We start from the raw sequence: 22,113 nt of genomic DNA on the forward strand, positions 1-22,113 counted from the left end.
AATCCCCGATGGAGACGATGATGACCGAGGCAGCTGATCTTGCCGCCGTGACGATGCGCGAGGCGCGGCGGGAGGATGCCGCGCGCGTCGCCACCCTGATCATGCTGGGCGCCGCTACGCAGACGCGCACGCTCGCTGAGATCGAGGAGGAGGCGCAGAATCCAGCCTATCTCGCCGCCTTCGCGGAAGTCGACGCCAGCCCCTACAATACGCTTTTCGTTGCCGAACTCGACGGCAAGGTCGTCGGCACCTTGCAGCTCACCCTGATCCCGGGCCTGGCCTATCGCGGCCGCAAGCGCGCCAAGCTCGAGAGCGTCCATGTCCACCCCGACCTGCGCGGCCGGCGCGTCGGCGAGGCCATGGTCGCCCATGCCGTCGAGGTCGCCCGCCAGAAGGGCGCCGGCCTGGTCGAGCTCACCTCGGACAAGGCGCGCGAGGCGGCGCATCGCTTCTACCTCCGCATCGGCTTCAACCAGAGCCATGAGGGCTTCAAGCTGGTGCTGTGAGCGCCGCATGCCGCGCCCGCTCCGGGCGCACGGCCCCGGCGCTTACGCTGGCGGGGCTCACGACCTAGATATCCTCTCGACCCGCAACAACCCGCGAGGACTGGGACATGGCAGCAGTGCAGGGCAAGCCGATCGATCTCCATTACTGGCCGACGCCGAACGGCTGGAAGATCACCATCATGCTCGAGGAGACCGGGCTGCCCTATAATGTGATCCCGGTGAACATCGGCAAGGGCGACCAGTTCAAGCCGGAATTCCTGGCGATCTCGCCGAACAACCGCATGCCGGCGATCGTCGATCCCGACGGGCCGGACGGCAAGCCGATCTCGATCTTCGAATCCGGCGCGATCCTGCAATATCTCGGCCGCAAGACCGGAAAGTTCTATCCGACGGACGAGCGCGGTCGCGTCGCCGTCGACGAATGGCTGTTCTGGCAGATGGGCGGCTTCGGCCCGATGCTCGGCCAGACCCACCATTTCCGCATCTACGCGCCGGAGAAGGTGCCCTACGCGATCGATCGCTACACCAACGAGGCCAACCGCCTCTATGGCGTGCTGAACAGGCGCCTCGAAGGCCGCGACTATATCTGCGACGCGTATTCGATCGCCGACATGGCCTGCGTCGGCTGGGCCCGCGGCTGGGAGCGCCAGGGCCAGGACATCAAGCAGTTCCCCAATGTCGGGCGCTGGCTCGACACGGTGCTGGCCCGTCCCGCCGTGAAGCGCGGCATCGCCGTCGCCGAGGAATTGCGCAACCCGGCCGGCATCTCGACGCCGGAGGAAAAGGCTGTTCTGTTCGGCCAGAAGGCGCGCTGAGCCGAGCGTCATGCTCGGCCTTGACCCGAGCATCTCCGAACGAGAAATCCTCGGGTCTGCGCTTCGCTTCGCCCGAGGATGACGCTCCTGAGCAATCAGTTGCTGCGCGACCACTTCACCGAACGGCAGATCATCCCGCCGAAGACGCAGCCGGCGGTGGTCAGCGTGTCGCCCGAGAGCGACATCGTGCCGGAATAGGTCTTGCCGTCCTCGGGATTGAAGGCGCTGCCGTTCCACTTGCCGGCACTGGCCGGCTTCATGTCGTAGAAGATGCGCTGGCCGACCTTGGCCGGGCCATTGGCTTCCTTGAGCCAGGAGATCGTGCCGCACATCGCCTCGCCGCATTTGGTGAAGCGCACCTTGGAAGCGCCGGTGTCGCGCAGCCAGGTGCCGGTGACATCCTGCGCTGCAGCGGGAACGGCGAGCGCGAGCAGCAGGCCGGCAGCGGTGATGATGGGGCGAATGGCCATGGCGTTCCTCCTCGGTGATGGCGATCTTCGTCGCTCAGATGGTTCAGATATAAACCATATCCGAAGCCGCGCTGGCTTCCAAGATGGCACTTCATGAAGGCGTGCTCGTCAGGCTGACCTTGGGGCAAGGTGAATCGCGGGTTGACACGCCAGTCGCTGCCGAATTTCGATCATATTGAAATCGCTTGTGAATTGGCAGAATGAGTCTGAATCGAATCTTGCTTTAACCGCTCGTTTGCGACTCGTTGAGCTTCGATTCATCTCAAAATTTAGCGGGTTGTTTTACCGCCCGGCCCGAACCTCTCCTCACAAGCCGCGGCCTCCAAACGGGCTGGCATCGAAGGAAAACAGGGAGAGTTTGTCATGGCACGCATGGAAATGAGCGCGATCCCGGCCTCGCTGGCGATCCCGATGGAAGCCTCCGCCGACGCCTATTACGAGCTCGGCCTGATGCATGCGTCCGGCCGCTCCGGCCCGGTCGATCTGGTCGCGGCGCAGACCTGGTTCAACGTCGCCTTCGCCAAGGGCTGTGCTCGCGCCGCCTCGCATCGTTCCGAGCTGGCGCTGGAGATGAGCCGCGACGAGGTCGCCGAGGCGCTGCGCGAGGCCCGCCGGTTCCTGACCCGGCACTGAGCTTCAGCTTCGCAGCCGCGCCATGGTGAGCGCATCGGCATAGGCGCCGGCGCGGAAAGCGTAGGCGCGCAGAAGCCCTTCCGGTTCGAAACCGAATTTGCGGTAGAGCGCGATCGCCGCCGCGTTGTCGGCGTAGACCGTCAGTTCGAGCCGCTTCAGGCCGAACCAGTTGTCGGCAGAATCGACGAGTTCGCCGAGCAGTGCCGTGCCGATGCCGGTGCCATGATGATCGTCATGCACGCCGATGCCGATATACGCGACATGGGACCTTCGACCGCGATAGCGCTCGAAGCCGGCCTGGCCGACCAGCTCGCCGTCGCGAAGCGCGACGATGTTGAGCCCATCGGTGTTCGGATCCTCCAGCCAGCGTCGCGTCACTTCGGTGCGTTGATAGGGCAGGCGCAAGGTGCCGGCACGAAAGCCCGGCAGGTTGACCAGCGCTGTCAGCGCTTCCAGGTCATCGCTGCGCGCAGCCCGGATCAGCAGCCGGCTGGAGCCAGGTAGCTGTTTCGCCTGGTCGGGTTGATCGGCTCTTGTCAGTGTCATGCTGCTCTCCGAGATGACCGGGAGAGCCGAATTCCATCGAACCCTGCTCGCCGCGGCAGGGTTTGCGAGGGATGATCGCTGCGTACTTAGCGCAACGCCGATCCCGCACACCCTTCCAGGTGCGTCGACATCAGGATTACGAGGGCGGTTGCGGCGATCATGGCGCGGATCATAACGGCAGATCGCGCGCCGACAAGGTGGTCGCAGCCTTGTGGCCGGGGGAGGGCATCGCTATAAGCGCGCCGCATTCCCCCGATTTCCCGCAAGGATAATAACGATGGCTGTCCAGCGTACCTTCTCCATCCTCAAGCCCGACGCGACGAAGCGCAACCTCACCGGCGCGGTCAACGCGGTCATCGAGAAGGCCGGCCTGCGCATCGTCGCGCAGAAGCGCATCCAGATGACCACGGCGCAGGCGCAGACCTTCTACGCCGTCCACAAGGAGCGCCCCTTCTTCGGCGAGCTCGTCGAGTTCATGACCTCGGGCCCAGTCGTCGTGCAGGTTCTCGAAGGCGAGGACGCGATCGCCAAGTACCGTGAAGTGATGGGCGCGACCAACCCGGCCAATGCCGCCGATGGCACCGTCCGCAAGCTCTTCGCCCAGTCGGTCGGCGAGAACACCGTGCACGGCTCGGACGCGCCGGAGACCGCCGCGATCGAGATCGCGCAGTTCTTCGCTGGCAACGAGATCGTCGGCTGAGCCGATAGTCCGTTCTGGAAACAAGAAGGGCGGGTCCGCTGGACCCGCCCTTTTTCTTTGCCTGGCTGAAGCGCCTCAGAAGCCGAGATCGAAGGCGTAGCTCGCCGAGATGCCGAAGGTGACGGAATCGCGGTCACCGAAGGCCTTGACGATCGGCGTCTTGGCGGCATCGCCCATCAGGCGCTTGTATTCGACATAGGCGGTGGTCTGCAGCTTGTCGGACCAGTGATAGGTCGCCTGCGCGATCGCACCGACCGAGTGCACGCCGGCATTGTAGCGCTGCAGCAGGCCGCCGGTGCCTGCGGTCGTGCCGCCGAAATAGGTGCGGACATAGTCGGCGCCGACGATGGTCATGCGCGGGCCGACGCCGAGCGACCAGGCGCCGATGCGCTGGAAGACGTCGACCTTGGCCTCGGCCACCATCGCATCATGGGCGACGATGCCGCGGCGCAGGTCGATGCGGGTGCGCAGCCAGGAGGTCGGGTAGAATTCGACGAAGGCGCCGGCCTCGGCACCGAACTTGGTGTCGGGCACGCCCATGATGCGCAGGGCGACATTGGTGTCGGCCTTGCGCTGCCAGAGCAGGTTGCCGGAGAAACCGACGCGCCAAGCCTGACCCGAGAAGAAGCCGATGCTGATCGCGTCGTCCTCGGAGGTCCACCAGGTGCTCTTGGTGCCGCGCCCCAGCGAGATGATCGGCCGTGGCCGGAAGACGTAGTCGTTCGAGCCGGAATAGTCCGGTTGGTAGCGCAGGCCGGCGCCCAGCGTCAGATGCCAGTTCTGCACCTGCTCGGGCGAGGTGTACTGCGCATACTGGGAGGACTGTGCCTTCGCCGGCGCGGTCAGCGCCAGGGAAAGGCAGGCGGCTGCAAGGCCGGCAAGGAACGCAACGCAACGCATCGTCAGAACTCCGGCGCGTGAGCGCCTTGGACTACTCGGATGCGGTCAACTTGAATCATTAGTCTTAACCCGGAGTTGACGAGCAGCCGCCTGCGGCATCGCTGCTCGTTTGGCTGATGGCCCGGCCGAATCCCCAGCCGCCGGATAAAGGCACCTTGCGCCGCCGCCGCAGGGCAATGCAACCGCCCGGCTTCCGCCGACCCTGGACCTGTTCTAGGAAGGAGGCATGACAGAGCTTCCTCGTATCGCGCGCCTGCCTTCGGTCTGCCCGCATGATTGCCCCTCGGCCTGCTCGCTCGAGGTCGAGGTCATCGACGGCCGGACGATCGGCCGTGTCCGCGGCAATAAGCGCCAGAGCTACACGGACGGTGTGATCTGCGCCAAGGTCGCCCGCTACGCCGAGCGCATCCATCACCCGGACCGGCTGCTGCATCCATTGCGCCGCGCCGGCCCGAAGGCCTCCGGCGCCTTCGAGCGCATCTCCTGGGACGAGGCGCTGGACGAGATCAGCAGGCGTTTCCTTGCGATCGAGGCCGAACATGGCGCCGAGGCGGTCTGGCCCTATTACTATGCCGGCACCATGGGCCTCGTGATGCGCGACGGCATCAACCGCCTGCGCCACGCCAAGCGCTATTCCGGCCAGTTCTCGACGATCTGCACGACGACGGCCTGGACCGGCTTCATCGCCGGCACCGGCCGACTCGCCGGCCCCGATCCGCGCGAGATGGCGAAATCGGACTGCGTGGTGATCTGGGGCACCAATCCGGTGCACACGCAGGTCAACGTCATGCACCACGCCGTCAAGGCGCGGAAGGAGCGGGGCGCGAAGATCGTTGCGATCGACATCTACCGCAACGCCACGCTCGACCAGGCCGATCTGCCGCTCGTCCTCAAGCCCGGCACGGACGGTGCTCTCGCCTGCGCCGTCATGCATGTGCTCTTCCGCGACGGCCATGCCGATCGCGACTATCTCGCCCGCTTCGCGGATGCTCCGGAGGAGCTGGAGGCCCATCTTGCCACCCGCACCCCGGAATGGGCGGCGGCGATCACCGGCCTCAGCGTCGCCGAGATCGAGGAATTCGCCACCCTCGTCGGCACGCGCAAGAAGAGCTTCTTCCGCCTCGGCTATGGCTTTGCCCGCCAGCGCAACGGCTCGGTCAACATCCACGCGGCCTCCTGCATCCCGACCGTGACCGGGGCCTGGCAGTACGAGGGCGGCGGCGCCTTCCACTCGAACAGCGGCATCTACAAATGGCGCAAGGGCCTGATCGAGGGGCTCGACAAAGTCGACCGCAGCGTGCGCCAGCTCGACCAGTCGCAGATCGGCCGCGTCCTCACCGGCGATGCGCAGGCACTGCGCCAGGGCGGACCGGTCAAGGCGCTGTTCATCCAGAACACCAATCCGGTCACGGTCGCGCCCGAGCAGGAGCTTGTGAAGCGCGGCTTTGCCCGCGACGACCTCTTCACCGTCGTGCATGAGCAGTTCATGACCGAGACCGCGCAGATGGCCGACATCGTGCTGCCGGCGACGCAGTTCATGGAGCATGACGACCTCTATCAGGGCGGCGGCCACCAGCACATCATGTGGGGCGGCAAGCTCGTCGACCCGCCGGGCGAATGCCGCTCCAACCATGAGCTGATCTGCGCCCTGGCGCAGCGCCTCGGCGCCGAGCATCGCGGTTTCAGCATGACGCCGCGTGAAATCGTCGACTGGACCTTGCAGGAGACCGGTCGCGGCACGCTCGAAGAGCTGGTCGCCAATGATTTCATCGACATCCAGCCGGATTTCGAGACGGCGCATTATCTCAAGGGCTTCGGCTGGCCGGGCGGCAAGTTCCGCTTCAAGCCGGACTGGACCAAGGTGCCGAACAGCAATGCCGGCCTGGTCGGCCCGCACGAGACGCTGCCCTCATTGCCCGATCATTGGGCGGTGATCGAAGCGGCCGACGCCGAGCATCCGTTCCGGCTCGCCACCAGCCCGGCGCGCAACTTCCTGAACTCGAGCTTCACCGAGACGCCGACCTCGCAGAAGAAGGAAGGCGCGCCGACATTGATGCTGCATCCGGCCGATGCGGCGGCGCTCGGCATCGCCGCGGGCGACCATGTCACGGTCGGCAACCGGCGCGGCACGGTCGAGCTCGACGCGGTGCTGTTCGACGGGCTGGTGCGTGGTGTCGCCATCGCCGAATCGATCTGGCCGAACGGCGCCCATCGCGGCGGCCGCGGCATCAACACTATCACCGGCGCCGACTCGCCGGCGCCCTATGGCGGCGCCGCCTTCCACGACAACAAGGTCTGGATTCGCAAGGCGGTGTGACCTTTGCGTCATTGCTTTTTCGCTGGCGCTATGGACCATCCGCGCCCGGGCGACGGCATGGCCTGTCAAGGGGAGATTCGGGTCTCCCGGGCTTGAGCCGCGGAAACGGACAGTGCGAACAATGATCAAGCGGCGGGTTGGTGCGGTCCTCTGGGCCGCTGGGTTGTCCTTGCTGGTTTCCGCCGGAGCGGCGTTGGCTGCCGGCAGCACGAGTTCCCTGCCGCCACCGGATCCGACGGCGAAGAACCTGACGCCCTACATGATCCAGCTGCGTGCCTTCGACGCCTGCCTGGTCACCCAGTCGCAGCTGATGAGCACGACCCGCGAGGCCGTGCACACCCCGTGCAGCTGCTACGCCAAGGGCACGGTCAACGCCATGACCAAGGACGAGCTCCAGGCCTTTCGCGACACCGGCTATTTCAACGACTCGGCCCGCGAGAAGGGCTTCGAGTTCATCGACCGCTGCAAGCTTAAGCGGCCCTGACAGGACGGCGGCCTACGCCGCCGCTTCCTTGAAATAGCGCGAGCGCATGCGCCCGGCATAGGCGACGAGGTTGGCGTGCTCCTGCAGCGCGCCACGGATCGGCGAGTCGAAGACGTCGCATAGCCCTGCGATCATGAAGGCACCGAGCGTCGCATCGGCCCCGGATGGATCGGGCCCGGTCAGGTAGGGATTGCCACCAAGGATTCCGGCGAGCGCGTCGAGCGCCCGCCGCCCCAGCTCCAGCCGCTCGGCGTCGCTGTGACGGCCGATGCCGTGGCCATGCAGATTGCGGCTGATCCGGCGCTTGATCATCGCGATGACCAGCGGCCGCAGCGGCGCGGGCACGGCGTCGAAGAAGCGGCGCGGCCCGCGGTCGAAATTGGCAGGATTGGCCCAACGCTCCTGCACCACCAGCCAGTAGACCTGATCCTCGAGCATCTTCTCGACCGCCCAGGCCGTGCCGCGCTGCTCGGCTGACAGGCCCTTGTCGAAATCGACCCTGTAATTCCGCTCCAGATACATCCGGATGAAGGTGGTGTCGGGGATTGTCTTGTCACCGTCGCGCAGCACCGGGAACTTGCCCTTCGGCGCCTTCTGCAGATTGCCGCGAACCCGGGTGTAGGGCAGGCCGGACATCTCCATCAGGATGATGCCCTTCATGCAGAACGGGCTCGGGTCAGGCTGGCCGAAGGCGGGCCCGAAGACGTGAAGCTCCAGCATGTTTCCTCCCGGCCGATGCATTCGGTATGCAGCATGCGCTGCTGCCACACTCCTGACAATTGATGTCAGGGCGAGTAGAGCAAGATCAGCTTACGCCATCTTCCTATCAGCGGAACTATGCCATGCAACGTGCTGAACGTTTGCTCGATCTGATTCAGGGGTTGCGCCGCCGGCGTCGCCCCGTTACGGCCGAGACGCTTGCTTCCGAGCTCGATGTCTCGGTCCGCACCGTCTATCGCGACATCGCCGCGCTGTTGCGCCAGGGCGTGCCGGTGCGCGGCGAGGCCGGCATCGGCTATGTCCTCGATGCCGGCTTCGACCTGCCGCCGCTGATGTTCTCGCCTGACGAGATCGAGGCGGTGCTGGTCGGCATGCGCTGGCTCTCGGAGCGCGCCGACCCGACGCTGGCGCGCGCCGCCGAGGACGTCGTCGCCAAGGTCGCGGCGGTGCTGCCGCCGCATTTGCGCCCGATCCTGCTCGACGGCGCGCTGTTCGCGCCGGCCTATTGCAAGGATTCGGCGATCGTCGACCAAGTCGACGCCGCCGCGATCCGCGCCGCAATCCGCAATGGCCGCAAGCTCGACATCGCCTATCGCGACGAGGCCGGGGCCGAATCGCGGCGGATGATCTGGCCGATCGGCATGACCTTCTTCGACCGGGTCCGCGTCGTCATCGCCTGGTGCGAGCTCAGGCAGGCCTTCCGCCATTTCCGCACCGACCGCATCGCCGAGCTCACCGCCCGCGAGGAGCGCTATCCCGCCCGCCGCGCCGACCTGTTCCGGCGCTGGCAGAAGGAGGAGCAGGAGGCGGCCGCCCGCCGGGCGATGGAGCATCAGGCCCTGCAAGGAGAGGCGGTGCCGGTGCAGTAGCCCGAATGCGCGTAATGCTCGGGCTTGACCCGAGCATCTCAGGCCGGAAGTGGCCCCGGTTGGTGTCTTCTCATTACGAGATTCCCGGGTTTGCGCTTCGCTCCGCCCGAGAATGACGCATGGGGGAAGCTAAGCGCCGACCGCCACCCCGTCTTCCAGTTTCACAGCTCCTGACGCAACCAGCGCCAGCGCCTCCGGATAGATCCTGTGCTCCTGCTCGAGCACGCGGGCCGACAGGCTCGCCTCGTCGTCGCCGGGCAGCACGGGCACTCTGGCCTGCAGAATGGTCGGCCCGGCGTCGAGTTCGGGCACGACGAAATGGACCGTGCAGCCATGCTCGGCGACGCCGGATTCGAGCGCGCGCGCATGGGTGTGCGTGCCGCGGAAATCGGGCAGCAGCGAGGGGTGGATGTTGATCATCCGGCCCTGCCAGCGCGTCACAAACCAGGAGGTCAGCACGCGCATGAAGCCGGCGAGCACGACGAGCTCGATGCCGTGGGCCTGCAGTTCCGCGTCCAGCGCCCGCTCGAAAGCCTCGCGGTCTTTGCCGAAGGGGCGGTGGTCGACGCTGGCCGTGGCGATGCCGGCCGCGGCCGCCCGCTCCAGCCCGCCGGCATCCGGCAGATTGGCGGCGACCAGCACGATCTCCGCCGGAAAGTCGGCAGCCTTGGCAGCTTCGATCAGCGCGATCATGTTGGAACCGCGCCCGGAGATCAGGATCGCGGTCCGAACCCGCCTTGCCGTGCTCACAGGGCGAGCTTCCCGCGATAGGTGACGGCCTCCTCGGCGTCACGCGCCGTGACCTCGCCGAGCCGCACCGGCTTCTCGCCGGCCTCGGTCAGCGCCGCCATGACGGCGTCCGCCTGCGCCGCCTCGGCGACGACGATCATGCCGATGCCGCAATTGAAGGTGCGCAGCATCTCGCGCTCGGCGACGCCGCCGACGCTGGCGAGCCAGCCGAACACCGGCGGCACGGCGATCGCCGGCAGGTCGATCGCGACGCCGAGATCGTCGGGCAGGACGCGCGGGATGTTGTCGGGGAAGCCGCCGCCGGTGATGTGGGCGAGCGCCTTGATGCCGGGCGCCGCCTTCAGCGCTTGCAGCAGGCTCTTCACATAGATTCGGGTCGGCTCCAGCAGCGCCTCGGCCAGTGTCTTTTCAGAAGCGAAGGGGGCGGGCGCCTCCCAGGCCAGGCCGGAGAGGGCGACGATGCGGCGGACCAGCGAATAGCCGTTCGAGTGCACACCGGAGGAGGGCAGGCCGAGCACGACGTCGCCGGCGACGACATCGGCGCGCGGCAGCAGCGTACCGCGCTCGGCGGCGCCGACGGCAAAGCCCGCGAGGTCGTAGTCGTTGCCGGCATACATGCCCGGCATCTCGGCGGTCTCGCCGCCGATCAGGGCGCAGCCGGCCTGGCGGCAGCCCTCGGCGATGCCGCGGACGATCTCGACGCCGGCCTGCGGGTCGAGCTTGCCGGTGGCGTAGTAGTCGAGGAACAGCAGCGGCTCGGCGCCCTGCACGACGAGGTCGTTGACGCACATGGCGACGAGATCGATGCCGATGGTCGAATGCCGGCCGCTCTCGATCGCGATCTTGACCTTGGTGCCGACACCGTCATTGGCCGCGACCAGGATCGGATCGCTGAAGCCGGCGGCCTTCAGGTCGAACAATCCGCCGAAGCCGCCGATCTCCGCGTCGGCGCCGGGCCGGCGCGTCGAGCGCACCAGCGGCTTGATCGCATCGACCATGGCATTGCCGGCATCGATGTCGACGCCCGCCTGCGCATAGGTCAGCCCGTTGGCGCCCGGTTTGGTCATCGGCTTCGCTCCTTAGAGCCTGTTTTACGGCTCAGGTCGCTTTGACCTGACCAGATACTGCTCATGCTGCGCGAGCGAATAGGCAAGGGCAGGGCTGCGGGCAAGCCCTTCTGCGAAAGCGTTTCGCACTTCTCCCGCCCATGTTCTACCCTGAGCTGCGATTCAGTCGGCAGGTTTCCCGCGATGACGCTTCCGAACCTGATCACCATCGCCCGGCTGATCCTGGTGCCGCTGGTGATCGTCATGATCGTCAACGGCCGCTGGGACGAAGCCTTCTTCCTGTTCGTCGCGGCCGGCGTCTCCGACGCGATCGACGGCTTCATCGCCAAGCGCTTCGACATGAAGAGCGAGCTCGGCGCCTATCTCGACCCGCTCGCCGACAAGGCGCTGATCGTCTCGATCTACATCACCCTCGCCATCATCGGCATCATCCCGGTCTGGCTGGTAATCGTCGTCGTTTCGCGCGACATGATGATCGTCACGGCGGTCATCCTGTCCTGGCTGTTGGAGAAGCCGGTGACGATCGCGCCCATCGTCGTCAGCAAGCTCAATACCGCGGCCCAGCTCGTCTTCGCGGCTCTGGTGCTCGGTTCGAAATCCTTCGAGATCGACGTCGGCGCCATCATGCCGGCGGCGCAGATCATCGTTGCGGCCTTGACGCTCGCCTCCATGGGCGCCTACCTCGCGCTCTGGCTGCGGCACATGGCCGGCTGAACCGACAGCTTGGATGGTTCGGCGCGGATCACCATAATCAGGGCCGATAGGTTCCGTAGAGGCGAGTGCATGAGTCTTCAGCGTCAACTGCTCTTCTGGCTGCTCGCCCTCGCCAGCCTCGTGCTCGCGCTGATGCTGTTCCGGGACGTGCTGCTGCCCTTCATCGCGGCGCTGGCGCTGGCCTATCTGCTTGATCCATTGGCCGACCGGCTGGAGCGGTGGGGGCTCAGCCGGCTCACCGCGACGATCGCGATCCTCTGCCTGTTCCTGCTCGTCTTCGTCGCCGGGCTGGTGCTGCTCGCCCCGCTGCTCAGCCAGCAGCTCGCCGGGCTGGTGGCGCGCCTGCCGGGCGACGCTGCCAAATTGCAGGCGCTGATCATGGAGCGTGGCGCGCCGCTGATCGAGCGCTTCGGCGGGGCCAAGCTGGCGCAGGATGCCCAGAGCTCGCTCGGCAACCTCGTCGGCGAGGCGACGAGCTGGGTCGGCAAGCTGCTGGGCTCGCTCTGGTCCGGCGGCACCGCGATCATCGGCGTGTTCTCGCTCTTGGTGCTGACGCCCGTCATCGCCTTCTATCTGCTCGCCGACTGGGACCGCATGGTCGCGACCGTCGACAGCTGGCTGCCGCTCGACCATCGCGACACGATCCGTGGCCTGCTGCACGAGATGGACGTCGCCATCGCCGGCTTCCTGCGCGGTCAGGCACTGGTCTGCCTGCTGCTCGGGACGTTCTATGCGATCGGCCTGTCGCTGGTCGGGGTCAATTTCGGCGCGCTGATCGGCATCATCAGCGGCTTTCTCTCCTTCATCCCCTATGTCGGCTCTCTGACCGGGCTCGTGCTCTCGGTCGGCGTCGCCACCGTGCAGTTCTGGCCGGACTGGACGATGCCGCTGTTGACGCTCGCCGTTTTCGCCATCGGCCAGTTCATCGAGGGCAATATCCTGCAGCCCAAGCTCGTCGGCGACTCGATCGGCGTGCATCCGGTCTGGCTGATGTTCGCGCTGCTCGCCTTCGGCTCGCTCTTCGGCTTCGTCGGCCTGCTGCTCGCCGTGCCGTTGGCGGCGATCATCGGCGTGCTTGCCCGCTTCGTGCTGCGGCAATACCTCGCTAGCCCCTATTACCGTGGCCAGACTGGCCAGGCTTCGAAGATTCATGCCGAACCTTGAGCCGTCGGTGAAACCGCGCCAGCTCGCCTTCGACTTGCCGGTCGACAGCCGCCACGGCGTCGAGGATTTCCTCGTCGGCCCCTCGAACGAGCAGGCCTATGGGCTGATCGAGAGCTGGCCGGGCTGGCCGGCCTCCTGGCTGCGCCTGGTTGGCCCGGAGGGGGCGGGCAAGACCCATCTCGCCGCAATCTGGGCGGCGCGTGCCCATGCCTGGACGCTGTCCGCCGCCGAGCTCGACGAAACGCAGGTGCCGCATCTGGCCTCCGGCGGGGCATTGGTGATCGAGGATTGCGACCGCGCTCCGCTCGACGAGCCGGCGCTGTTCCATCTGCTCAACGCCACCAAGGCGCGTGGCGCTTCCGTGCTGCTGACGGCGCGGACCGAGCCAGGGCAATGGGGGCTGAAGGTGCCGGACCTGCTCTCGCGCCTGCGCCTCGCGCCGCAGGCCGAGATCGCACCGCCGGACGATGCGCTGCTGCGCGCGCTTTTGGTCAAGCTCTTCGTCGATCGCCAACTCATCGTCGACACCGGCACGATCGAAGCGCTGGCGCTGCGGATGGAGCGCTCTTTCGCCGCGGCGCGCGATCTTGTCGATGCACTCGACAAGCTCTCGCTCGAGCGTGGCCGGCGCGTCACCCGCGCCATGGCCACCGAGGTGGTCGCCTCGCTTTTCCCGGACGAGTGACCGCTCAGGCCTTCGCCGTATTCGCCGTGCCGGTCAGGCGGGCATGGATCGTCTCGATCAGGAGGTCGTGCGCCCGCGCCGCGATCGCGTCGAGCGACGGCGTCTTGACGAACATGGCGGCTGCCTTCTCGGCCAATTCCTCGCGGCTCGGCAGGGTCGGCATGTGCCACTGCGCAATCGCGTCCTGCGCCTGCGCCTGCATCGCATGCAGTTGCTCGCTGGCCCGCGCCTGGAGCGCGGCGAGCGCCTCGCGGAACTCGGGTAGCGTCAGCGTCGGCAGGTGCAGCTCGGGCAGGCCGGGCACGTTGGCATAGGCATCGCGCACGGATTGGACGATGCGTTCCACCGGGACGGAGGCGGCGAGCCGCTCGGCCGAGCGCTCGATCACGCGCGGCGGTAGCGCCTGCGAGCGCTCGACCACCGCCCGCGGTGGCGCTTTCAGATCCCAGGTCAGGCGCAGCTTCGACAGGCCGAGGATCAGGTAATAGGTCGGATCCCACTGCCACCAGCGAAAACCCTGGCGAACGCTGTACTGATAGGCGTGGTGATTGTTGTGCCAGCCTTCGCCCATGGTGATGATCGCCAGCCACCAGTTGTTCCGGCTCTCGTCGCCGGTGACATAGTCCTTGTCGCCATGCACATGCGCCAGCGAGTTGATGCAGAAGGTGCCGTGGTAGACCGCGACCGTCGACCAGAAGAAGCCGACGAACAGCCCGCTCCAGCCATCGATGGCAAAGCAGATCAGCGCCAGCGCGAAGGCCGGCAGCAATTCGAACCTGTGCAGGAAGGCGAGCTCGGGGAAGCGCGTCAGGTCGGTGACGGTCGAGGTGTCGCAACGATCATGGCCGTTGCTGAAGATCCAGCCGACATGGGAATAGAAGAACGAGGTCAGCACCGGCGAGTGCACGTCGTGCTCGGTGTCGGAGAAGCGATGGTGATGCCGGTGCTTCGAGGCCCACCAGATCACGCTCTTCTGCGCCGTCGACTGGGCGAGAAGGGCGAGCAGGAACTGGCCGGCCCGGCTGGTCTTGTAGGTCCGGTGCGAGAAATAGCGGTGGTAGCCGCCGGTCACCGCGAACATGCGCAGCCAGTACAGTCCGAAGGCGAGCCAGAGCGAGGTCGCGCTGACACCGCTCCAGAGCGCACCGAAGCAGGCCAGATGCGCCAGCACGAAGGGAATGGCCGAGGGGTAGACGATGTCGCCGTGGTCGTCGGCGTGCTGGTTCTGCTCTGACAAGTTCGCTCTCTGGACTACGTCTGAAGGCATGCGGGATTCACATGCCGACCAAACAGCAGGGGCGTGACAGGTGCAAGCGCCGTCAGCGTCGCAGCACAGGAAATGGCAGGAAGCTGACGATCAGGCGCAGCGCGGCGGCGCCGAGTAGCACGCCGATGAACGGCCAGTACACCATGTCGGGCTGGGCGCGCTTGCCGAACGTGACCATGAAGCTCAGCCAAATATACCAGGCGCCGAACAGGTGCAGGCGGCGCCAGGCGACCGCGCCGATCCATGCGGCCGTCCGATCGAAGGAGGTCGCCGCCATCACCGCGATCACGAGATAGGCGCTGCCGCCGGCGACCAGCATGCTCGACCCGCCAAGCTCCGCGAACAGCTTCGGATCGGCGACGGCAAGCGCGACGATGGCGATGGCGTGCAGCAGATGCGAGACGGCGAAGCTGAGGCCGAGCTGTCGCCGGTTGCGCAACTGCCAGCGCGTCCACGGATTCGGGCAGATGCGGAACAGCGCGGAGGCGATGAAGGCAAGCAGGAAGAGGACGAGCGAGGTCCGCGCCGTCAGTTTGATCGCCATGCGGATACCTTCGCTGCCGCCGATGGAGGCGAAGGCGGCAAGGGCTGCAACCGTCAAGATGGCCGCGAGCATGCCTGCCAGGGGCCAGCCTTCCAGGCCGGCCGGAAGAGCCGGGCTGCGCCTTGTTTCGTTCGACATTGTCGCTCCCCTCTTGCGTGCCTTCAGCATGTAATCAGTGATTACATGCTGGTGAGAGTGGGACAATGGAATGTAATCGGCGATTACATGATCGTGATGGCCCGGTATGGCGGCTTAAGCTCGGCTGCTGCTGGCTGGGGAACTCGGCTAGGCTCGCTGCGATGAACACGACGAAAGCGAATCGGACGGAACCGAGCGGGGACGCAGCGAGCGCCTCGTCCTATCATCACGGCAATCTGCGCGAGGCGCTGATCGCGGAAGGGATGGCGCTCGCGGCTGAAGGCGGGCTCGATGCGGTCAGCATTCGCGAGGTGGCGCGCCGCGTCGGCGTCTCGCCGGCGGCGCCCTTCCGGCATTTCCCCGACAAGGTCGCGCTGATGACGGCGGTGGCCGAGGAGGCGATGGCGCGCTTCCGGGTCGAGATCGCCGCCGCGCTGGCTCGCGAGACCAGCGACGACCCGATCCGGCGCATCCGCGCCATCGGCAAGGCCTTCCTCGACTGGGCAAGGCGCAATCCGACGCATTTCGAGATCATCTCCTCGCGCCGGGCGATCGATTTCGCCGGCTCGGTCTCGCTGGGCGCGGACAATGCCCAGATCCAGGCGCAAATGGTGAGCCTGCTTGAGGAGGCGGGCCGGCGCGGGCTCCTGCGCGTCGGCGATCCGCAGCTGATTCAGATCACCGGGCGGGCGCTGGTCTACGGTCTGGCGCGCATGTTGATCGACGGGCAGTTCCCGAGTTGGGGTATCGCGGAGGACGAAGCGGAGAACGTGATGGAACGCTCGCTCGATCTTTTCCTTGCCGGTCTGCTGAAACATCCGGTGACCGAAGAGCGTTCATGACGTTTGCGCCTCGCCTGTCATCGAACCGTCACGCTACGATGGCTTCAAGGCGGTGGCGGCCGCTTCGGCTGCAAGCAAACCGACACATAGCACAGCTACAGGACCGGCAGTGGCACGAGCGGCGTCGACAGCGAGAGCAAAGCGCATGACCCAAGATGTGGCGGAATTGCCGGTCCCGAAGACGGTAGCCCCGGTTCCCCCGGCAGCAGTGCTGCATCTCGACGAGGAGCTCAGGCAATCGCCGAAGCGCTTCATGAATCGCGAGCTGTCATGGCTGCAGTTCAATCGCCGGGTGATGGAGGAGGCCTCCAACCGCAACCATCCGCTGCTGGAGCAGCTGCGCTTCCTCTCGATCTCGGCGAACAATCTCGACGAGTTCTTCATGGTCCGCGTCTCCGGCCTGCGCGAGCAGCTCAAGGCGGGCGTGGTGACGCCGAGCCAGGATGGCCTCAGCCCGGCCGAGCAGCTCGCGGCCCTGGGCGAGGGCGTCGCGGCCCTGACCCGCGACCAGCAGATCCGCTGGACCGAGCTGAAGCAGGACCTGGAAGCGAACCGCATCATGCTGCTGCGCCCCGCCGATATCGGCGCGCAGGACCGCATCTGGCTGGAAGACCGCTTCCTGCATTATGTCTTCCCGGTGCTGACGCCGCTGGCGATCGACCCGGCCCATCCCTTCCCGTTCATCCCCAATCTCGGCTTCACCATCGCGCTCGCGCTGGAGCGGGTCAGCGACGGGCGCGCGCTCGACGCGCTGATCCGCGTGCCGGTGAAGGTGGACCGTTTCATCGAACTGCCTGACCTTGCCCGCGAGGGCGTCCAGCGCTTCATCATGCTGGAGGACCTTGTCTCGCTCTTCATCGCCAAGCTCTTCCCTGGCTACGAGGTCAAGGGCACCGGCTCCTTCCGCATCATCCGCGACTCCGACCTCGACATCGAGGAGGAGGCGGAGGACCTGGTCCGCGTCTTCGAGACCATGCTGAAGCAGCGTCGCCGCGGCGTCGTTATCCGTCTCGAACTCCATTCCGACATGCCGGCGCATCTGCGCAGCATGATCATCCGCGAGCTCAAGGTCGATCCCGACGAGATCGTGGTCGTCGATGGCATGATCGCCCTGAACGAATTGTCCCAGCTCGTCGGCGCCGACCGGCCGGACCTGAAGTTCAAGCCTTATAATGCCCGCTTTCCCGAGCGCATCCGCGAGCATGGCGGCGACTGCTTCGCCGCCATTCGCCAGAAGGACCTGATCGTCCACCACCCCTATGAGAGCTTCGACGTCGTCGTGCAGTTCCTGCAGCAGGCGGCGCGCGATCCCAACGTGGTCGCGATCAAGCAGACGCTCTATCGCACCTCCTCGAACTCGCCGATCGTCCAGGCCCTGGCGGAGGCCGCCGAGGCCGGCAAGTCGGTGACCGCGCTGGTCGAGCTCAAGGCGCGCTTCGACGAAGAGGCGAACATCCGCTGGGCCAAGGACCTCGAGCGCGCCGGCGTCCAGGTCGTCTACGGCTTCATCGAGCTCAAGACCCACGCCAAGCTCTCGATGGTGGTGCGCCGCGAGGCGGGCCAGTTCGCGACCTATTGCCATATCGCGACCGGCAACTACCACCCGATCACGGCGCGCATCTATACTGACGTCTCCTTCTTCACCGCCGACCCGGTGATGGCGCAGGACGTCGCCCGCGTCTTCAACTTCATCACCGGCTATGCCGAGCCGGCCGAGCTCGAGCGCATGGCGGTCTCGCCGGTCAACCTGAAGAAGCGCCTGCTCGACGACATCGCCGAGGAGGTCGCGCATGTGAAGGCTGGCCGCAAGGGCGCGATCTGGGGCAAGTGCAACTCGCTGGTCGATCCGGAGATCATCGACGCGCTCTACGACGCCAGCCAGGCCGGCGTGCAGATCGACTTCGTCGTGCGCGGCATCTGCTGCCTCAGGCCCGGCGTGCCAGGCCTCTCCGACAATATCCGCGTCAAGTCGATCGTCGGGCGCTTCCTGGAACACACCCGCGTCTATGCCTTCGGCGCCGGCCACGGCATGCCCTCGGCCAAGGCCAAGCTCTACATTTCCTCGGCCGATCTGATGCCGCGCAATCTCGACCGCCGCGTCGAGGCGCTGACGCCGATTCTGAACGCGACGGTCCACCAGCAGATGCTCGAGCAGATCATGCTGGCGAACTTTCTCGACAACGAACAGAGCTGGACCATCTTGCCCGATGGCGGCTCGCGACGCATTGTCCCGCCATCGGCCGAAGAGTCGTTCAACGCCCACAAGTATTTCATGACGAATCCGAGCCTGTCTGGTCGTGGCAAATCTCTCTCCAGTTCGAGCCCTCGCAGCCTCTCCCGCCGCGCCGGCAAGAAGGCCTGAGCAGGCTTCGGGCCGGCTGAGCGTCGACGACACCATTGCGATCATCGACATCGGCTCGAACTCGGTCCGTCTCGTCGTCTATGAGAACCTGTCGCGGGCGCCCGCGCAGGTCTTCAACGAGAAGGAGATGGCGGGCCTCGGCCGGCAGGTCGCCTCGACCGGCATGCTCGCGCAGGATGCGATCGACAAGGCGCTCTCGGCGCTGGTGCGCTTCCGCATCCTCTGCGAGGCGATGCATGTCGGGCAGCTCCGGGTCATCGCCACGGCGGCGGCCCGCTATGCCTCGAACGGCCCGGACTTCATCGCACGGGCGGAAGCGGCCGTCGGCCAGAAGATCGAGCTGATCTCCGGCGACCGCGAGGCCTATCTCTCGGCGCTCGGCGTGATCTCCGGCTTCGACCAGCCGCACGGCGTCGTCGGCGACCTTGGCGGTGGCTCACTCGAATTGATCTCGGTCGACGGCGACAAGGTCGGGGAGGGGATCAGCCTGCCGCTCGGCGGCCTGGCGCTGATCGACCGCTCGAGGAGCTCGATGAAGGCGGCCGAGAAGATCGTCCGCGACGATCTCGACCATCATCCGCAGCTCGCCGCTATGCGTGGGCGCGATTTCTATGCCGTCGGCGGCACCTGGCGTGCGCTGGCGACCCTGCATCAGCGCCAGTCGGGCTACCCGCTCAACGTCATGCACGGCTATATCGTGCCGGCGCGCGAGGCGAGCGACTTCGTCCGGCTGGTCGAGCGCGCCGACGCCTCGATGCTGGAAGCGATCGAGGCGGTCTCCTCGGCACGGCGTCCGCTGCTCGCCTATGGCGCGCTGGTGCTCGACCAGATCATCAAGCGCGGCCGGCCGCGCAATGTCGTGATCTCCGCCAATGGCGTCCGCGAAGGCCTGCTGCACGAGCAGCTCGACGAAAGCGAACGCTCTGCCGACGCGCTGCTGCGCGGCGCCGAGGACTACAACCAGCTGCGTGCCCGCGATCCGCGCCATGCCGCCGACCTGATCGCCTGGACCGACAAGCTCGTCGCCAGCGCCTATCCGCACGACGATCCGGCGTTGCAGCGGCTGCAGCTCGCGGCCTGCCTGCTCTCCGACATCGGCTGGCGCGCCCATCCCGACTATCGCGGCGAGCAGACGCTGAACGTCATCGCCCATGCCTCGTTCAGCGGCGTCGATCATGCTGGCCGCGCTTTCCTCGCGCTGACGGCGTTCTATCGCTATGCCGGCCTGAAGGCCTCGGCGCCGGCGGCCGAAGGGCTGCGACGGCTGCTGACGGTGCGCCTGCTCGAACGCATGCACATCCTCGCCGCGGCCTTCAGGGTCGCTTATCTGATCTCGGCCGGCATGCCGGGCATCCTGTCGCGGGCGCCGCTGGCCTGTGTCGACAGCCGGCTCGTCCTGCGCCTGCCGGATGATCTGAAGTCGCTGGCGAGCGAACGCGTCACCGGGCGGCTGAAGCAGCTCGCCAAGCTGCTCGGGCGTGAGATCGACATCCGCTGAGCCGCGAGATCTTTTCTAGCGCGTTTTCAGACCTTGGAAGGCCGTCGGCTGGATCGAGATCCGGCCGACGAATGGCCGATCATGCGCCAGGATGACGAAATAGGCGGCCGAGGCGACCAGTAGATAGAGATGCGCGGCGACGACCTGCATGCGGAAGGCATGGCTGTTGCAGATGATGATTGCGAGCAATGTCGTCGTCGAGATCAGCCACATTGCGCACCACTGCGCCCAGGTGATGCCGGCGATCGAGGCTGCCAGCCGCGCCTGTCGGGCGTGACGGATCTCAAGAAGCTGGTTGAGCAGCGGCGAATAGGCCGCCGCAGCATTTTGCCGGGACACCAGATGGATGGCGCCGAGCAGGTGCTTTTCCGACTGATCGAAGACGGGGTCGCTGAGCAGCCTGCTTCTGGCCATCGCCGGCCAGTCGATCGCGACGACCTCGCGCAGATAGGCTTGTAGCCCGCTGGTCAGCTCGGACCGCGTCTCCTCCGGCAGCACCACCGAAAGGGTGAGCGCGGTCTCCACTGCATCGGCCTCGCGCTGCACCGCTGTTCGTGCCGACACGGCATCGTTCCAGATGCCGGCGGCTGAGAAGGCGACGATCAGCGCGAACAACCCCCCACAGGCATTGATGACGGAATCGCGGATCGGCAGCGGCTGGTCCAGCCGGTAGCCGAGCCGCGGGATGGCGAAGCGCACGAGGCCGATCAGCAGCCAGCAGATCGCAAGGCTCAGCGCCAGCACGGCGAGGAACATCGCCGCCAGCGGCAATTGATGGAACAGGATGAACACGTTGCCCCCGAGAATCTGTCTGCGCTCGAACGATCGCAACAGACCTCAGTTTCGTCGCGGCGGACAAGCCCCGCCTTCCGAATAGGGGAGAACAGTCTTTTCCGGCGATCGTCTAGCCGACCGTGACCCGCCCGCGCACGATCTTGAGCGAGAGCGAGCCGTTCTTCAGCGCCAGCGCCTTCTCGCCGAAGATCTCGCGGCGCCAGCCATGCAAGGCCGGCACGTCCGCTTCGTCGTCGCCGGCGATCTCCTCGAGGTCGTCGGTGGAGGCGATGATCTTCGGCGCGACGCGCTCGGCATCGGCGGTCGCCTTGAGCAGCACCTTGAGCAGGTCGAGCACGGCGCCGTTGCCCGGCCGGCCGCGCTCGCGCTCCAGCCGGGGCAGGTCGCGCGGATCGATCGCCAGCGCCCGCTCGATCGCGGCGAGCACCTCGCCGCCGGCGCGCGAGCGTTCGAAGCCGTTCGGCACGGAGCGCAATTCGCCGAGCGCCTCGGCCGAGCGCGGCGCGCGCTGGACGATGTCCATCAGCGCATCGTCCTTGAGCACGCGCTGGCGTGGTACGTCACGATGCTGCGCCTCGCGCTCGCGCCAGGCGGCGAGCTCCATCAGCACGGCCAGCTCCTTCGGCTTGCGCAGGCGGCCCTTGAGCCGCTGCCAGGCGTTCTCGGGCTTGACCTCATAGGTGCCGGGCGAATTCAGCACCGCCATCTCCTCGGCGACCCAGCTCTCGCGACCGCTGGCGGCGAGATCGGCCTGCAGCGCGAGGTAGATGTCGCGCAGATGGGTGACGTCTGATTCGGCATAGACCAGCTGCGCCTCGCTGAGCGGGCGGCGCGACCAGTCGGTGAAGCGCGAGGACTTGTCGACGCGTGCCTTGGCGAGGTCGTTGACCAACTGCTCGTAGCCGACCGAGTCGCCATAGCCGCAGACCATGGCCGCGACCTGCGTGTCGAACAGTGGCGTCGGCAGCACGCGGCCGAGCATCCAGACGATTTCGAGGTCCTGCCGGGCCGCATGGAAGACCTTGACCACGTTCTGGTCGGTCATCAGCGCCATGAAGGGGGCGAGATCGAGCCCCTCGGCCAGCGGGTCGACCATGACGGCCTCGTCCGGCGAAGCGATCTGGACCAGGCAGAGCTTCGGATAATAGGTCGTCTCGCGCAGGAATTCGGTGTCGACGGTGACGAACGGGTGCGCGGCGAGGCGGGAGCAGGCGTCAGCCAGCTCTTCGGTGGTATTGATCAGCTTCATGGCAGGCGCTCTTAGCAGATGAAAGCGCGCCATGTCGCGGGCGTTCTTGATCAGGGCAATTGCTGGAAAGTGGTGCGC

General features: G+C 66.5%; 23 protein-coding genes. 13 read left to right on the plus strand and 10 right to left on the minus strand.

Annotation, left to right across the window (positions count from 1 at the left end):
• Positions 1–20: 20 nt before the first annotated feature.
• Together AC1DS0_RS00810 and AC1DS0_RS00815 are read left to right on the plus strand one after the other, a co-directional pair.
• Positions 21–506, plus strand: a complete 486-nt coding sequence (locus AC1DS0_RS00810) for an N-acetyltransferase family protein (protein ID WP_476812510.1) — start codon at positions 21–23, stop codon at positions 504–506.
• Between the two features lie 107 nt (positions 507–613).
• Positions 614–1,321 carry a glutathione S-transferase N-terminal domain-containing protein gene (locus AC1DS0_RS00815; protein WP_476812511.1) on the plus strand — a complete coding sequence of 236 codons (708 nt, stop codon included), beginning with the start codon at positions 614–616 and terminating at the stop codon, positions 1,319–1,321.
• A 95-nt stretch (positions 1,322–1,416) separates the two neighbouring features.
• Here AC1DS0_RS00815 and AC1DS0_RS00820 read toward each other — a convergent pair whose 3' ends face one another.
• Positions 1,417–1,791 (minus strand): DUF2147 domain-containing protein, encoded by a 375-nt coding sequence (locus AC1DS0_RS00820; protein WP_152014442.1) that lies wholly within the window; start codon positions 1,789–1,791, stop codon positions 1,417–1,419.
• Between the two features lie 363 nt (positions 1,792–2,154).
• On the opposite strand from AC1DS0_RS00820, the gene AC1DS0_RS00825 reads away from it, so the two are divergent.
• Complete coding sequence (locus tag AC1DS0_RS00825) at positions 2,155–2,424, plus strand: SEL1-like repeat protein (RefSeq protein ID WP_082613718.1); 270 nt, start codon at positions 2,155–2,157, stop codon at positions 2,422–2,424.
• 3 nt (positions 2,425–2,427) lie between these two features.
• Here the strand turns inward: AC1DS0_RS00825 and AC1DS0_RS00830 are convergent, their stop codons facing one another.
• Positions 2,428–2,970: a GNAT family N-acetyltransferase gene (locus AC1DS0_RS00830; RefSeq protein ID WP_476812512.1), complete on the minus strand. Its 543-nt coding sequence runs from the start codon at positions 2,968–2,970 to the stop codon at positions 2,428–2,430.
• Between the two features lie 277 nt (positions 2,971–3,247).
• Here AC1DS0_RS00830 and ndk point away from each other — a divergent pair, with 277 nt between their 5' ends.
• Entirely contained in the window at positions 3,248–3,670 is a 423-nt protein-coding gene (gene ndk / locus AC1DS0_RS00835) for a nucleoside-diphosphate kinase (RefSeq protein ID WP_346359655.1), read from the plus strand.
• 75 nt (positions 3,671–3,745) lie between these two features.
• Here ndk and AC1DS0_RS00840 read toward each other — a convergent pair whose 3' ends face one another.
• Positions 3,746–4,570, minus strand: coding sequence for a MipA/OmpV family protein (locus AC1DS0_RS00840; RefSeq protein WP_476812513.1), 825 nt, complete (start codon positions 4,568–4,570; stop codon positions 3,746–3,748).
• Between the two features lie 226 nt (positions 4,571–4,796).
• Here AC1DS0_RS00840 and AC1DS0_RS00845 point away from each other — a divergent pair, with 226 nt between their 5' ends.
• Both AC1DS0_RS00845 and AC1DS0_RS00850 read left to right on the plus strand, forming a co-directional pair.
• On the plus strand, positions 4,797–6,887 hold the full coding sequence (locus tag AC1DS0_RS00845) for a molybdopterin-dependent oxidoreductase (protein ID WP_476812514.1): 2,091 nt from the start codon (positions 4,797–4,799) through the stop codon (positions 6,885–6,887).
• A gap of 121 nt (positions 6,888–7,008) precedes the next feature.
• Entirely contained in the window at positions 7,009–7,371 is a 363-nt protein-coding gene (locus tag AC1DS0_RS00850) for a hypothetical protein (protein ID WP_476812515.1), read from the plus strand.
• A gap of 12 nt (positions 7,372–7,383) precedes the next feature.
• Here the strand turns inward: AC1DS0_RS00850 and AC1DS0_RS00855 are convergent, their stop codons facing one another.
• Positions 7,384–8,091, minus strand: a complete 708-nt coding sequence (locus tag AC1DS0_RS00855; protein WP_476812516.1) for a glutathione S-transferase family protein — start codon at positions 8,089–8,091, stop codon at positions 7,384–7,386.
• A gap of 122 nt (positions 8,092–8,213) precedes the next feature.
• On the opposite strand from AC1DS0_RS00855, the gene AC1DS0_RS00860 reads away from it, so the two are divergent.
• A complete protein-coding gene (locus tag AC1DS0_RS00860) occupies positions 8,214–8,960 on the plus strand; it encodes a helix-turn-helix transcriptional regulator (RefSeq protein WP_476812517.1) in 747 nt (248 codons plus the stop codon).
• 129 nt (positions 8,961–9,089) lie between these two features.
• Here the strand turns inward: AC1DS0_RS00860 and purN are convergent, their stop codons facing one another.
• Both purN and purM read right to left on the minus strand, forming a co-directional pair.
• On the minus strand, positions 9,090–9,710 hold the full coding sequence (purN, locus tag AC1DS0_RS00865) for a phosphoribosylglycinamide formyltransferase (protein ID WP_476812518.1): 621 nt from the start codon (positions 9,708–9,710) through the stop codon (positions 9,090–9,092).
• Entirely contained in the window at positions 9,707–10,777 is a 1,071-nt protein-coding gene (gene purM / locus AC1DS0_RS00870) for a phosphoribosylformylglycinamidine cyclo-ligase (protein WP_476812519.1), read from the minus strand. Before purM ends, purN begins: the two co-directional genes overlap by 4 nt.
• 183 nt (positions 10,778–10,960) lie before the next feature.
• Here purM and AC1DS0_RS00875 point away from each other — a divergent pair, with 183 nt between their 5' ends.
• The 3 genes from AC1DS0_RS00875 to AC1DS0_RS00885 all read left to right on the plus strand — a co-directional run bounded on the left by AC1DS0_RS00875 (position 10,961) and on the right by AC1DS0_RS00885 (position 13,340).
• Complete coding sequence (locus AC1DS0_RS00875) at positions 10,961–11,491, plus strand: CDP-alcohol phosphatidyltransferase family protein (RefSeq protein WP_476812520.1); 531 nt, start codon at positions 10,961–10,963, stop codon at positions 11,489–11,491.
• A gap of 69 nt (positions 11,492–11,560) precedes the next feature.
• The gene (locus AC1DS0_RS00880) at positions 11,561–12,655 is read left to right on the plus strand and encodes an AI-2E family transporter (RefSeq protein ID WP_476812521.1); all 1,095 of its coding nucleotides are present in this window, start codon (positions 11,561–11,563) and stop codon (positions 12,653–12,655) included.
• Between the two features lie 7 nt (positions 12,656–12,662).
• Positions 12,663–13,340 carry a P-loop NTPase family protein gene (locus AC1DS0_RS00885; protein WP_476812522.1) on the plus strand — a complete coding sequence of 226 codons (678 nt, stop codon included), beginning with the start codon at positions 12,663–12,665 and terminating at the stop codon, positions 13,338–13,340.
• 4 nt (positions 13,341–13,344) lie between these two features.
• Here AC1DS0_RS00885 and AC1DS0_RS00890 read toward each other — a convergent pair whose 3' ends face one another.
• Positions 13,345–14,577, minus strand: coding sequence for an acyl-CoA desaturase (locus AC1DS0_RS00890; RefSeq protein WP_476812523.1), 1,233 nt, complete (start codon positions 14,575–14,577; stop codon positions 13,345–13,347).
• Positions 14,578–14,659: 82 nt separating this feature from the next.
• The gene (locus AC1DS0_RS00895) at positions 14,660–15,289 is read right to left on the minus strand and encodes a hypothetical protein (RefSeq protein ID WP_476812524.1); all 630 of its coding nucleotides are present in this window, start codon (positions 15,287–15,289) and stop codon (positions 14,660–14,662) included.
• Positions 15,290–15,450: 161 nt separating this feature from the next.
• Between AC1DS0_RS00895 and AC1DS0_RS00900 the strand changes: the two genes are divergently transcribed.
• The 3 genes from AC1DS0_RS00900 (at position 15,451) to ppx (ending at position 19,991) form a co-directional block, all read left to right on the plus strand.
• Positions 15,451–16,131: a TetR/AcrR family transcriptional regulator gene (locus AC1DS0_RS00900; protein WP_476812525.1), complete on the plus strand. Its 681-nt coding sequence runs from the start codon at positions 15,451–15,453 to the stop codon at positions 16,129–16,131.
• Between the two features lie 145 nt (positions 16,132–16,276).
• Positions 16,277–18,493, plus strand: a complete 2,217-nt coding sequence (locus AC1DS0_RS00905) for an RNA degradosome polyphosphate kinase (RefSeq protein WP_476812526.1) — start codon at positions 16,277–16,279, stop codon at positions 18,491–18,493.
• A complete protein-coding gene (ppx, locus tag AC1DS0_RS00910) occupies positions 18,429–19,991 on the plus strand; it encodes an exopolyphosphatase (RefSeq protein WP_476812527.1) in 1,563 nt (520 codons plus the stop codon). Before AC1DS0_RS00905 ends, ppx begins: the two co-directional genes overlap by 65 nt.
• Before the next feature lie 15 nt (positions 19,992–20,006).
• Here ppx and AC1DS0_RS00915 read toward each other — a convergent pair whose 3' ends face one another.
• Both AC1DS0_RS00915 and rnd read right to left on the minus strand, forming a co-directional pair.
• Complete coding sequence (locus AC1DS0_RS00915; RefSeq protein ID WP_476812528.1) at positions 20,007–20,783, minus strand: bestrophin-like domain; 777 nt, start codon at positions 20,781–20,783, stop codon at positions 20,007–20,009.
• Positions 20,784–20,895: 112 nt separating this feature from the next.
• Positions 20,896–22,035: a ribonuclease D gene (gene rnd, locus AC1DS0_RS00920; RefSeq protein WP_476812529.1), complete on the minus strand. Its 1,140-nt coding sequence runs from the start codon at positions 22,033–22,035 to the stop codon at positions 20,896–20,898.
• Between the last annotated feature and the right edge of the window lie 78 nt (positions 22,036–22,113).

The organism is Allobosea sp. P4_H5 (assembly GCF_056400825.1).

Coding starts and splice junctions, on each gene's coding strand:
- AC1DS0_RS00810 (WP_476812510.1), top strand. CDS start 21: ATGACCGAGGCAGCTGATCTTGCCGCCGTGACGATGCGCGAGGCGCGG.
- AC1DS0_RS00815 (WP_476812511.1), top strand. CDS start 614: ATGGCAGCAGTGCAGGGCAAGCCGATCGATCTCCATTACTGGCCGACG.
- AC1DS0_RS00820 (WP_152014442.1), bottom strand. CDS start 1,791: ATGGCCATTCGCCCCATCATCACCGCTGCCGGCCTGCTGCTCGCGCTC.
- AC1DS0_RS00825 (WP_082613718.1), top strand. CDS start 2,155: ATGGCACGCATGGAAATGAGCGCGATCCCGGCCTCGCTGGCGATCCCG.
- AC1DS0_RS00830 (WP_476812512.1), bottom strand. CDS start 2,970: ATGACACTGACAAGAGCCGATCAACCCGACCAGGCGAAACAGCTACCT.
- ndk (WP_346359655.1), top strand. CDS start 3,248: ATGGCTGTCCAGCGTACCTTCTCCATCCTCAAGCCCGACGCGACGAAG.
- AC1DS0_RS00840 (WP_476812513.1), bottom strand. CDS start 4,570: ATGCGTTGCGTTGCGTTCCTTGCCGGCCTTGCAGCCGCCTGCCTTTCC.
- AC1DS0_RS00845 (WP_476812514.1), top strand. CDS start 4,797: ATGACAGAGCTTCCTCGTATCGCGCGCCTGCCTTCGGTCTGCCCGCAT.
- AC1DS0_RS00850 (WP_476812515.1), top strand. CDS start 7,009: ATGATCAAGCGGCGGGTTGGTGCGGTCCTCTGGGCCGCTGGGTTGTCC.
- AC1DS0_RS00855 (WP_476812516.1), bottom strand. CDS start 8,091: ATGCTGGAGCTTCACGTCTTCGGGCCCGCCTTCGGCCAGCCTGACCCG.
- AC1DS0_RS00860 (WP_476812517.1), top strand. CDS start 8,214: ATGCAACGTGCTGAACGTTTGCTCGATCTGATTCAGGGGTTGCGCCGC.
- purM (WP_476812519.1), bottom strand. CDS start 10,777: ATGACCAAACCGGGCGCCAACGGGCTGACCTATGCGCAGGCGGGCGTC.
- AC1DS0_RS00875 (WP_476812520.1), top strand. CDS start 10,961: ATGACGCTTCCGAACCTGATCACCATCGCCCGGCTGATCCTGGTGCCG.
- AC1DS0_RS00880 (WP_476812521.1), top strand. CDS start 11,561: ATGAGTCTTCAGCGTCAACTGCTCTTCTGGCTGCTCGCCCTCGCCAGC.
- AC1DS0_RS00895 (WP_476812524.1), bottom strand. CDS start 15,289: ATGTCGAACGAAACAAGGCGCAGCCCGGCTCTTCCGGCCGGCCTGGAA.
- AC1DS0_RS00900 (WP_476812525.1), top strand. CDS start 15,451: ATGAACACGACGAAAGCGAATCGGACGGAACCGAGCGGGGACGCAGCG.
- AC1DS0_RS00905 (WP_476812526.1), top strand. CDS start 16,277: ATGACCCAAGATGTGGCGGAATTGCCGGTCCCGAAGACGGTAGCCCCG.
- rnd (WP_476812529.1), bottom strand. CDS start 22,035: ATGAAGCTGATCAATACCACCGAAGAGCTGGCTGACGCCTGCTCCCGC.